At 61.9% G+C, this 12,092-nt stretch carries 9 protein-coding genes; 1 reads left to right on the forward strand and 8 read right to left on the reverse strand.

What is annotated here, in order from left to right:
- Positions 1–447: 447 nt before the first annotated feature.
- The 8 genes from J3A65_RS18630 to rimP all read right to left on the reverse strand — a co-directional run bounded on the left by J3A65_RS18630 (position 448) and on the right by rimP (position 10,152).
- Complete coding sequence (locus J3A65_RS18630; protein ID WP_209902741.1) at positions 448–1,440, reverse strand: Ldh family oxidoreductase; 993 nt, start codon at positions 1,438–1,440, stop codon at positions 448–450.
- A gap of 56 nt (positions 1,441–1,496) precedes the next feature.
- Positions 1,497–2,408, reverse strand: a complete 912-nt coding sequence (locus tag J3A65_RS18635) for an energy transducer TonB (protein ID WP_209902743.1) — start codon at positions 2,406–2,408, stop codon at positions 1,497–1,499.
- Positions 2,405–2,911 (reverse strand): TonB system transport protein ExbD, encoded by a 507-nt coding sequence (gene exbD / locus J3A65_RS18640; protein WP_062454205.1) that lies wholly within the window; start codon positions 2,909–2,911, stop codon positions 2,405–2,407. The genes J3A65_RS18635 and exbD overlap by 4 nt, the downstream gene beginning before the upstream one ends.
- A 4-nt stretch (positions 2,912–2,915) precedes the next feature.
- Positions 2,916–3,875, reverse strand: a complete 960-nt coding sequence (gene exbB / locus J3A65_RS18645) for a tonB-system energizer ExbB (RefSeq protein ID WP_245341711.1) — start codon at positions 3,873–3,875, stop codon at positions 2,916–2,918.
- 372 nt (positions 3,876–4,247) lie between these two features.
- Positions 4,248–7,091, reverse strand: coding sequence for a translation initiation factor IF-2 (gene infB, locus J3A65_RS18650; RefSeq protein ID WP_209902747.1), 2,844 nt, complete (start codon positions 7,089–7,091; stop codon positions 4,248–4,250).
- Between the two features lie 100 nt (positions 7,092–7,191).
- A complete protein-coding gene (locus J3A65_RS18655; RefSeq protein WP_062578573.1) occupies positions 7,192–7,875 on the reverse strand; it encodes an RNA-binding protein in 684 nt (227 codons plus the stop codon).
- Positions 7,872–9,488: a transcription termination factor NusA gene (gene nusA / locus J3A65_RS18660; protein ID WP_062578575.1), complete on the reverse strand. Its 1,617-nt coding sequence runs from the start codon at positions 9,486–9,488 to the stop codon at positions 7,872–7,874. The genes J3A65_RS18655 and nusA overlap by 4 nt, the downstream gene beginning before the upstream one ends.
- 61 nt (positions 9,489–9,549) lie before the next feature.
- Complete coding sequence (gene rimP / locus J3A65_RS18665; RefSeq protein ID WP_062454201.1) at positions 9,550–10,152, reverse strand: ribosome maturation factor RimP; 603 nt, start codon at positions 10,150–10,152, stop codon at positions 9,550–9,552.
- Positions 10,153–10,442: 290 nt separating this feature from the next.
- Between rimP and J3A65_RS18670 the strand changes: the two genes are divergently transcribed.
- Positions 10,443–12,092: an MFS transporter gene (locus tag J3A65_RS18670; RefSeq protein ID WP_209902749.1), complete on the forward strand. Its 1,650-nt coding sequence runs from the start codon at positions 10,443–10,445 to the stop codon at positions 12,090–12,092.

Consider the following 12,092-nt stretch of genomic DNA (forward strand, 5'->3'; position numbering starts at 1 on the left):
GCTGTCAGGCTCTATGCGGGATAACCTAGAGGAAAGCTCCGGTGGAAGCACGCGGCCGCATCGTCTTATCCCGGACAATGGCTATCGCTTGGCGACGACTAAGCACGAACGCGTGAGCAATTGCCCAGCAATGCAGCAAACGCATTGCTGCATTGCAGCAGAGCCTCTTGGCGCACCGGGAAGATATGGCTAGAAGTTTGGTCATCGAACGACGCACCTCCTCCTCCCAGTGTCGTTCGATACGGATCAACAACACCCTCCTCCTCCCAGTTGTTGATCAAGTTTAAAGCCTGGCGCATCCTCCTCCCGCGCCAGGCTTTTCTCGTTTTATATCCCTTAAAATCCTCTGTATGACCGGCTCAGCCTCCGCAGAACGCTTGCTGCGCAATAAGGAAAAGCCAGCGCATCGCTGCACTGGCTTGTCTGGCATAAAGGTGGATCTGCAGGTCAGCCCAGAGCTTCTATCGCCTTCATCACGTCGTCGTCGATCTTGAGACCGTGCTGGATGCTTTCGGCGCGAAGACCGCGGCCGCGCCGGCCGGGCAGGCGGACACCGTCCTGCTTTGCCATTTCGCTCGCCAATGCCGCAAAGCGTTCTGCCGCGCCGCCACCCGTCGTGGCATCCGGATCGATGACGATCAGCGACTGGCCAAGCGCCGGCGGAGATCCGGTCTCGTCAAACAGCGAGCTGGCCTGGTAGGAGTATTGCGCACCGCCGATGCCGGCCGCCATCACTTCGACCATGAGTGCAAGCGCTGCCCCCTTGGCGCCCCCGGATGGCGCCATCGTTCCCTTGATCGCGGCAAATGCGTCGGTTGTCGGATTGCCGTCGGTGTCGAACGCCCAGTCGTCGGGAATACTGGTGCCCTTCTGGGTCGCTTCCATCACCTTGCCGCGGGCAACCTTGGAGAGTGCTAGATCGATGACCAGCGGCTCGTTACCGGCAATAGGCGCCGCAAAAGCGATCGGATTGGTGCCGAACAGCGGCACCTTGCCACCCCAGGGGGCCATGGAGGCGGGTGCGTTGGCAAACATCATCGCAACCAGCCCCTGCTCGGCAAAGCGCTCCACGGTCAACGCCATGACGCCTGCATGGTGCGAACGGTTGATGGCGGCAAAGGCGATGCCCTGTTCGCGCGCAATCGCTGGAAGTTCCAAGACAGCGAGATCGAGCGCCGGATAGGCGAAACCGAAGTTCGCATCGATTGCGAGAACTGCTGGTCTTGGCCTGCTCGCCTCAGGGCGAGCACTGCCGTCGACCTTGCCGGTCCGCACCTGTTTGACATAGGCCGGGATGCGGCGAAGCCCGTGACCGGACTGGCCGGCGGCTTCCGCCTGCACCAGGGCGCGGGCAACCGAGCGTGCGGTGCTATCAAGCACGCCGTTGGCTTCGAAAACGCCGCTCACCAGCGTTTCGGCTTCTTCAAGGGTAATTTGCATGGACAAGCTGTTCCGGGAGCGAGTGTTAAGGAGGGCAACCGAACCCGAAAGCACGGCTACTTGCACTCTACCGACTGAGTGACGAGGCTTGCAACACCTGCCGGTGCGATCGGAACAGGTGATGCGCGTCGAACGGCTGAGACGACGTAGTCGTCGATACGCGTATCTCCAGACGATCTGGCAACGGACACGCGCCCGATATTGCCATCGCTGTCGAAATTGAAGCTGATCGTCACGATCCCCTTCTGGTTGGACGGGCAGCGGCGGGCATTACGGGCGATCTTCGTGCGCACGCGGGTCATCCAGGTGGACGGTGACATCGTCGAGGCCACCGATCCGCTCGAGGTCTGCGCAGCGGCCGTGCGCTCCGACGGCTTTGCCTGAACCTTTGCCTGCGCCTTTTCCTTCTGCGCCTGCGGCTGACGCCGTGGCTTTTCTACCTTCTGGACCGGCTTCGGTGGTGGTGGACGAGTGACCGGCAGCGGGACTTCCACGTTCTCCAACGCTGCGGTGACCTTCTGCTCGATCGGATCGACAGGCTCGGGCGGCGGCGTTTCGACGATCTCCGGCGGCGGGGGCGTTTCCTCCGGCAGCGGCGTCTCGATCACGGGTTCCGGCGGCGGTTCGGGTGTCTCCTCAGCCACTTCCGGTGGCGGTTCGACCGGTGGCGGCTCCTCGACGGGTTCGACCTCTTCGACCGGCTCGGTCTGCTGGGTCTCGACCAGTTGCCGGTCTTCGGTGTCGGTAGCGATCTGCTCTTCGTCCGGGATCGCCGCCTCCGGCTCCGGCGCAAGCTCGATCATGATGGCGGCCAGCGGACCGTTGTCGGCAAGTTCCTCCGGCTCTTGCCTCATCAGAAGCGCTGCGGCGGCAATGTGGACCGTGAGCACAAGGATAGCGGCAGATCCCCACAGCGCGATCTCGCCGATCCTGCTCGCATATCCTCTGCGCTGCATGGCAAGGCTCATGGAGCGCCTCCGGTGGCCGGCGAAGCGGCTGGTGCAGGCGCTGCTGGTGCGGCGGGTGTAGACGCTGGCGCCTGTTGGGCACCCGACGCGGCCTCCAACCCGACCAGCGCAATCTTCAGGTAGCCGGAATCGCGCAGCAGGTTCATCACTTCCATGAACTGCCCGTAATCGACAGCCTTGTCGGCCCGCAGGAAGATCCGCGTATCCTTGTTGCCCTCGGTCTGGCGGTCGAGATTTGCTGCAAACTGTTCGCGCGCAACCGGATCGTTGCCGATATTGAGCGACAGGTCGTCCTTGACCGTCACATAGAGCGGTTCGTCCGGTCGTTCCGCGGGCTTCGCGCTGGATGCGGGCAGATCGACATTGACGTCGACCGTCGACAGCGGCGCGGCCACCATGAAAATGATCAGGAGCACCAGCATGACGTCGATAAACGGCGTCACGTTGATCTCGTGATTTTCGGGAAGTTCATCGCCGTGATGTTCGCGAATGCCGCCTGCCATGGGTTTATTCCCCCGCGACCAGAGACATCGACGCAGGCCTGCGTCCGCCTGGCGGCACCTTGCGGAAATCGAGATCGCGGCTGACCAGTCGTTCGACACCGGAAGCAGCGTCGGCCAGCAGCTGGCGGTAGCCGGTGACCGAGCGGGCGAAGGCGTTGTAGATGATGACAGCAGGAATTGCGGCGACCAGACCAAGGGCGGTCGCAAGCAGCGCTTCGGCGATGCCGGGTGCCACGACCGCAAGGTTGGTCGTGTTGGACTGCGAAATGCCGATGAAGGAATTCATGATGCCCCAGACCGTGCCGAACAGCCCGACAAACGGACCGACCGAACCGATCGAGGCGAGAATGCCCGTGCCGCGGGCCATGCGCCGTCCGGAATAGGCTTCGATGCGCGACAGAGCCGAAGACACGCGCTCCTTGACGCCACCGGTATGGGCGTAATCGAGAGCGGCTTCGGAAAGCTCCACCTCTTCCGTCGCCGCGCGCAGCATCAGGGCCGCAGGCCCGCCGCGGCTGCCTGTCGTCTCAAGCGCTTCCGGCAGCGTATGCGCGCCCTGGATGATCTTGAGGACGCGCCTGGCGCGGGTACGGGCGCCCATCAGCTCCAGCGTCTTGGCGATCCAGATGGTCCATGTGAGAAGCGACGCAATGGCAAGGCCGATCATCACGGCCTTCACCACCCAGTCGGCCGCCATGAACATTCCCCAGGGCGAAAGATTGTGAGGAATATCGGCGCGTGCTTCGGGGGAAGGTGCACCCGTTGCAGCCGGAGCCTGCTCGATTGGCGTCACGGAGGGAGCAGCAGGTTCTGCCGGGGTTGCGTCTTGAACGGGTGGCGGGGTCTGCTGTGTCGTAGGAGCAGCGCTTGGAGGAGCAAGGGCCGGCGCCGTCTGTTGTGCCGGAGCAGGCGCTTCCGGTGCAGGCGCCTCGACCTGCGCGACCGCATTTGTCGTCATCAGCATCAAGGCCGCAATCGTTGTCACGAGGGGGCCGGGCCCGGCAACGCGCAACTGCTTCCTGTAGAGGTGAGACTTCGGGACAACGGACATGGCAGCGATACTCCGACTGGTCGCCGGAAGGCTCAGGTGGCCCAACGGCTCGATATCATTCAGCCGGTCCGAAAACTGAGGGCGGCGGCTTGCCGCTATGCGATAATAAACATGAGTGCCGTTGGCAACTATAATCGGGAGAGTATCGCTTAAATTTGACTGCGTCCGTCATGATTTTCTCCGCGTGGCCATGCTGCCAGCTGCAGCCTGTCTCCCAAAGCTCCGCAAACGAAAAAACCGCCGGAGATTTCTCTCCGGCGGTTGATGGTTTCGGCAGCGCTAAACTTACAGCGTGCGCGTAATGTGCTCCACGCGGAAGCACTCGATCGTGTCGCCTGCGCGGATATCTTCGTAGTTTTCGAACGCCATACCGCATTCCTGACCCATCGGCACTTCGCCAACTTCGTCCTTGAAGCGCTTGAGCGTCTTGAGCTTGCCTTCGTGAATGACAACGTTGTCGCGCAGCAGGCGAACACCTGCACCACGCTCGACCTTGCCTTCGACGACGCGGCAACCTGCAACCTTGCCGGTCTTCGTGATGTTGAACACCTCGAGGATTTCGGCATTGCCAAGGAAGGTCTCGCGACGTTCTGGCGAAAGCAGACCCGACATTGCTGCCTTCACGTCATCCACCAGATCGTAGATGATGTTGTAGTAGCGGATCTCGGTGCCGGCACGATCGGCCGCTATGCGCGCCTGTGCGTTGGCACGGACGTTGAAGCCGATGATCGCTGCTTCGGAGGATTCGGCAAGCGCCAGATCCGACTCGGTGATCGCACCTGCGCCCGAATGGACGATGCGGGCGCGGACTTCGTCGGTGCCGAGCTTGTCGAGAGCGCCGATAATGGCTTCGACGGAACCCTGAACGTCGCCCTTGATGAGCAGCGGGAATTCCTTGTAGCCGGTATTCTGCAGCTTGCTCATCATCTGCTCGAGCGAACCGCGCTGACCGGACTGGCGAGCAACCGCCTTGTCGCGGGCAAGCCGCTGGCGATACTCGGAAATCTCGCGGGCGCGGCTCTCGTTTTCGACGACGGCGAACTTGTCACCGGCAGCCGGTGTGCTGGAAAGACCGAGCACCTCGACCGGCATTGCCGGGCCGGCTTCCTTGACGTGAACACCCTTGTCGGTCACGAGCGCGCGGACGCGGCCCCACTGATCGCCGGCAACGATGATCTGGCCAGGCTTCAGCGTGCCCTTCTGGACGAGCACGGTTGCAACCGCACCACGGCCACGGTCGAGCTGGGCTTCGATAACGATGCCTTCTGCCGTACGGACCGGATCTGCCTTGAGGTCGAGAATTTCGGCCTGCAGCAGAACAGCCTCGAGCAGCTTGTCGAGATTGGTCTTGTTCTTGGCCGAAACTTCGACGTCGAGAACTTCACCGCCCAGCGATTCCACGAACACTTCGTGCTGCAGCAGCTGCTGGCGCACCTTGTCCGGGTTGGCTTCGTGCTTGTCGATCTTGTTGATCGCCACGATGATCGGAACGCCGGCAGCCTTTGCGTGGCTGATGGATTCGATCGTCTGCGGCATCACGCTGTCGTCGGCTGCAACCACGAGGATCGCGATGTCAGTCGCCTGCGCACCACGGGCACGCATGGCCGTAAAGGCGGCGTGACCGGGGGTATCGATGAAGGTGATCTTCTGGCCGTTCTGTTCGACCTGATAGGCACCGATATGCTGGGTGATGCCACCGGCTTCACCCGAAACTACGTTGGCCTGGCGGATCGCGTCGAGAAGCGAGGTCTTGCCGTGGTCGACGTGACCCATGATCGTCACGACCGGAGGACGCGAGACCATTTCGCCAGCGTCGTCCATCTGGTTGAAGATACCTTCTTCAACGTCCGATTCCGAAACGCGCTTGACCGTATGGCCGAATTCACCAGCGATGATTTCAGCGAGATCGGCGTCGATAACGTCGCCGGCCTTCATCATCTGGCCTTCCTTCATCAGGTACTTGATAACGTCGACGGCGCGTTCAGACATGCGCTGCGACAGTTCCTGAATGGTGATGGTTTCCGGCAGGATGACCTCGCGCATAACCTTTTCGCGGGTTTCCTGCATCTGGCTGCGGCGGAACTTTTCCTGCCGGCGGCGCATGGCAGCCATTGAACGACCGCGGCCGGTGCCGTCATCATCGGTGCTGGCAGCAGTGATTGTCAGCTTGCCTTGGCGACGGCCTTCTTCGACCTTCGGGCGTGTTGGTGGCTTGGCAGGAACGGGCGCTGCAACGCGGCCGCGACCTGGAATGGTCCGGGCAGGTGCGCGATCCTCTTCCTCGTCGTTGCGGCGACCACGACCGATGACGGGCGCGGCAACAGGTGCAGCTCCAGGCGTCGGGCGAGGCGAGTTACGGTTGTCCTGGGTATTGGCGTTGCGATCTGCAGCGGCTGGCGCTGGCGCAACCGGTGCCGGACGCAGAGCTTCCTCGGCGGCGCGTGCCTTGGCTTCTTCTGCCAGACGTGCTGCTTCGGCTGCTTCTTCGACCTTGCGGCGCTCGTCTTCTACCTTGCGGCGTGCATCATCCTCGACGCGCTGCTTGGCTTCGACCACATCGCGCGCCTGGGCTTCGACGAGTGCGCGACGGCGTGCATCCATCTCGCTTGCGGACAGGTCGTGCAGGACAGCACCACCCGAACGCTGCGGCTGGCGCTGCGGCTGTGACGGCTGCTGCGGACGCTGGCCCTGATGCGACGAGGGACGCTGACCCTGCGATGACGAAGGGCGCTGGCCCTGCGAAGAACCGGGGCGGTATCCCTGCGATGAAGGCTGCTGGACGCGCGGCTGCGGCGGGCTAGGCTGGCTGACGGGTGCAGCAGGGGCGAGGGTTGCAGGTGCGGCGGCGGCCACAGGGGCGGCTGGTGCCGGCGCTGCAGGGGTTGCCGGCTGCGGGCGTGGCGCTACAGGAGCGGCTGCCTCGACTGGCCGAGGGGCCGGTGCTGCGATCGGTGTAATTGGCTTTTCGTCGAGCGGACGGGTCGGGCGGCGCTTGACCGTCTCGACGACGACCGCCTTGGTCCGGCCGCGACCCATGTCCTGGCGCACAGTACCCTGGGTCACACCCGATGGTTTCAGGGTAAGGGTCTTCTTCACGCCCAGTGTCTTGTCGTCGTTGTTATCAGTCATTCCGTTCCTGTTCCTTCGGACAGGAACAGATGGAAGCCATCAGTGCCTGTCGTTCAATTCGTACATATCGATGTGCGTCCGGCAAAAACCGGTAACCGCGTCATTGTTTCGGCATGTCAGCGACACCTTTTGTCTGGGACAGACCGCCCTTGCGGTACTGTTCAAGTAGGTTTGCGCGTTTCACTACACCTTCACCCGCCTGTCCCGCAAGCGCGCAGGCATGGATAAAAGCATTCTGGCCCATCACTTCGTCCAGTTCGGCCCCCGTGAAGAGCAAAAAGGATGGAATTTCTTCCTCGGCATTCGAGCCGAATTTGAAGGCCTTGCGGGCCTGATCGATCTTCCGGATACCGTCTGCCGCAGCGTCTGAGGCATGAAAGACGGCAATCGCGCCGCCGGAGCGAACTGCGGCATCGACCTTCGTCGCGCCCGAAATAAACTGGCTCGCCTTGCGGGCCATGTTCATCATGCCGATCAGATCGGCCGCGAGCAGTCTGTCGACCGTCGCACCCAGATCGGCATCCGCCTTTGCGTCGGTCTTCAACGCGCGGGCGAAGGATTTCTTCTGGACCGCCCGGTCGATCAACGCCCGTTCGGCCTTTACCCAGCAGCCCCGCCCGGGAAGGCGACGCTTGAGATCGGGAACAACCTGGCCATCAGGCCCGGCCACGAAGCGGATCAGCGTTTCCGGTGATCCGGCTTCACGGGTGACGATGCAGGTACGGTCATTCACGATAAGCTCGTCGTCTGCATCGTCGTCTGGTTCATTGCCAATCGGGATCATTCCCGCTCGGCGGCAGGCGCCTCCTCGGCGTCTTCGGCCTCTGGTGCTTCTTCGGTGGCAAGATCCGCTTCGGTGATCCAGCCAGCCAGCAGGCGGGCCTGCACGACCATGTTTTCAGCTTCGGTGCGCGAAACTTCGAACTTCGAAAACAGACCTTCGAACTTCTTGGTCTCGCCGTCCTTGCGCTCGCTCCAACCGACAAGATCATCGGCCGCGCAGCCGGCAAAATCCTCGATCGTCTTGATGCCGTCTTCGCCAAGCGCGACCAGCATCTGACCGGTCAGGCCTTCGATCTGCTTCAGCTCGTCGGCAACACCGAGTGCGACGCGCTTTGCATCGTTTTCAGACTCGATCCGCTCGAGATATTCGCGGGCACGGGTCTGGATCTCGGTCGCGGTATCTTCGTCGAAACCGTCGATGGAGGAGATTTCGTCGAGCTCGACATAGGCAAGCTCTTCAACCGCGGCAAAGCCTTCGGACGCCAGCACCTGGCCAACCATCTCGTCGACATCGAGCGCGTCCATAAACAGGTTGGTGCGCTCGTTGAATTCCTTCTGGCGGCGCTCCGATTCCTCGGCTTCCGTCATGATGTCGATATCCCAGCCGGTCAGCTGCGATGCAAGGCGCACGTTCTGGCCACGACGACCGATCGCCAGCGACAGCTGTTCGTCCGGAACCACGACTTCGATCCGCTCGCTGTCCTCGTCGAGAACAACCTTGGAGACTTCAGCCGGCTGCAGCGCGTTGACGATGAACGATGCCGGATCCTGGCTCCACGGAATGATGTCGATCTTTTCGCCCTGCAGCTCGCCGACGACGGCCTGAACGCGCGAACCGCGCATACCGACGCAGGCGCCGACCGGATCGATCGACGAGTCGTTGGAAACGACAGCGATCTTGGCGCGCGAGCCCGGATCGCGGGCAACGGACTTGATCTGGATGATGCCGTCGTAGATTTCAGGCACTTCCATGGTGAACAGCTTCACCATGAACTGCGGATGGGTACGCGACAGGAAAATCTGCGGGCCACGCTGTTCGCGGCGCACGTCGTAGACATAGGCTCGAACGCGGTCACCGTAGCGCATGTTTTCGCGCGGGATCATCTCGTCACGGCGAATGATGCCTTCGCCACGACCGAGGTCGACGATGACGTTGCCATATTCGACGCGCTTGACGGTGCCATTGACGATTTCGCCGACGCGGTCCTTGAACTCGTCGAACTGACGGTCACGTTCCGCTTCGCGCACCTTCTGGACGATAACCTGCTTGGCAGACTGGGCAGCGATACGACCGAAATCCATCGGCGGCAGCGGATCGGCGATGAAGTCGCCGATCTTGGCGTCAACGTTGCGATCGAGTGCCAGCGTCAGCGGGATCTGCGTGCCGTAATCCTCGGCGACGTCGACCACTTCCAGCAGGCGCTGGAGGCGGATCTCGCCGGTCTTGGAATTGATGTCGGCACGGATGTTGGTTTCCGAACCATAGCGCGAGCGGGCGGCCTTCTGGATGGCGTCGGCCATCGCAGCCAGCACGATTTCGCGGTCGATGACCTTTTCGCGGGCTACTGCATCTGCGATCTGCAGAAGTTCAAGCCGGTTTGCGCTCACTGCCATTGTCGTTGGTCTCCGTAAGTCGAGCTATGTGCGACCTTCTCAAAGGAAGGCGTGCTGTCGGTTATTCTTCGTCAGTGTCTTCGTCGGTTTCGTCGTTCTGATTGGCGGCCTGCTGCTTGGCCGCCTTGTCAGCCCGCAACGCGTCGCGGATCAGTTCGTCGGTGAGGACAAGCTTTCCTTCGGACAGCGCCGTAAACGGAATGAGCAAATGCTGTGTTTCGCCATCGGCGACCTGATCGCGGTCGATCGTGAAGCCCTCGGACGTGACGTCGGTGATCTTGCCGCGAAAACGCTTGCGATTGTCGACCAGGATCGACGTCTCGCATTTCACGATATGGCCGTTCCAGCGCTCGAAATCGGACTTGCGCACCATCGGGCGATCGATGCCGGGCGACGATACTTCGAGATGATACTCGCGATCGATCGGATCTTCCACATCGAGAACGGGCGAGATCGCCATCGAGACGGCTTCACAGCCCTCGACATCCATCGTGCCATCGTTGCGTTCGGCCATGATCTGCAGCGTCGCGCCATTCTGATTGAGCATCCGGACGCGCACGAGGCGGAAGTCCATGGATGTCAGAACGGGCTCGATGATCTCGGCCACTCTGAGTTCAAGCCCGGTCTCGACGATCAGGCGCGGTTCGCTGTCGGTTTGTGGCATGCGCCCTCCGAATTCGTGCTCCCTGTCCGGTTTCCGGAAGAGAGGGAGAAAAGCGATCGCCTAACAAAAAAGAGCGGGTCCGGGAGGGCCCACTCTTCATCGGACGATCAAGAATATGGCCTGCATATACGCTTTCACACCGGCGATTGCAAGACCGCCGCAAGACTCGTCGCATTCGCTCCGGTCCGTGATGGGGTTGGTGACAGCAGATCTCCATCATCGGGCATTTTAGGACATGACGCGGGTGGAATTTGTGGTCTTCAGGTCTATAACCCTTTGGTGACAGTGCCATGATGGGAGGAAGAGACTTGCCCGATCGGATTTCGACGCTGGCGCCGTTTCGGCTGCCGACGTTCCGAATGATCTGGATTGCCAGCATCGCGTCGAATTTCGGTGGGTTGATCCAGGCCGTCGGTGCCGCCTGGATGATGACGGCGATCGCCAGTTCGCAAGATATGGTGGCGCTGGTGCAGGCGTCCAACGCGTTACCGATCATGCTGTTTTCGCTGGTCGCCGGCGCATTGGCCGACAATTACAATCGCCGAAGCCTAATGCTGACGGCGCAGGTCTTCATGCTGACCGTGTCGATTGCACTGACGGTGTTTGCCTATCTCGGCCTGCTGACGCCCTGGCTTCTTTTGATGTTCACCTTCCTGATTGGCTGCGGCACGGCGCTCAATAACCCGTCCTGGCAGGCCTCGGTCGGCGATATCGTACCACGCGAAATCCTGCCGACCGCAGTGACGTTGAACAGCGTCGGCTTCAACATCACCCGCAGCGTCGGCCCGGCGATCGGCGGCGCGATCGTCGCAGCAGCAGGGGCTGCCGCCGCCTTCGCGGTCAACGCGATGAGCTATTTCGCCATCATCTACGCACTGGTTCGCTGGAAACCGCAGCGTGCCGACGATTCGCTTCCGCGTGAAACCCTGCTCCGGGCACTGTCTGCCGGCCTTGGCTACGTCGCGATGTCGCCGAATATTCTGAATGTGCTGCTGCGCGGCCTGCTGTTCGGTCTGACCGCAAGCGCTATTCTGGCCCTTCTGCCGATCGTTGCCCGCGATCTCGTCTCCGGTGGCCCGTTCACCTACGGCATCATGCTGGGCGCTTTCGGCATCGGCGCCGTCGCCGGTGCCATTGCCAATGCGAGGCTCAGGGAAAAGTTCTCGAGCGAATGGATCGTCCGGTTCGCGTTCGTCGGCTTTGCCGCAAGTTCCGCCGTGATCGGCGCAAGCACGAACACGACACTGACGGTGATTGCGCTCTTGTTCCCAGGCGCCTGCTGGGTTCTCGCGCTATCGCTGTTCAACACCACCGTCCAGCTCTCCACCCCGCGCTGGGTCGTGGGGCGGGCCCTGTCCTTCTACCAGACGGCAACCTTCGGCGGCATTGCTGCGGGCAGCTGGATGTGGGGTCTACTTTCCGAAAACTTTGGCGCATCGGTTGCACTGTCCATCGCGAGCTTGGCCATGCTCGTCGGCGCTCTCGTCGGATGGCGCATGCCGCTGCCACAGTTCGGCGATGTCAATCTCGATCCGCTCAACCGCTTCAACGCGCCGCTTCTGAGCCTCGCGCTGCAGCCACGCAGCGGGCCGATCGTACTGCAGATCGACTACCTCATCGGCGAGGCCGACATCCCCGAATTCCTGACCCTGATGGCACGCCGCAGACGGGTGCGGATCCGCGATGGTGCAAGGCAGTGGGCCTTGATGCGCGATCTCGAACATCCCGACGTCTGGACGGAGACCTATCATACCGCCACCTGGGCAGATTACGTGCGCCACAACCAGCGGCGCATGCAGATGGATGCGGAGATCTGGGACGCGATCCGCAAGCTGCATCAGGGTGAAGAAGAACCGAAGGTTCATCGCATGATCGAGCGTCAGACGATCCCGCCGCCCTCCGACATCATGCACAAGCCGCATATCGACCTTCACCACTAA

Origin of the sequence: Rhizobium sp. PvP014 (assembly GCF_017876855.1) — a bacterium.
GTDB lineage: Bacteria > Pseudomonadota > Alphaproteobacteria > Rhizobiales > Rhizobiaceae > Neorhizobium > Neorhizobium soli.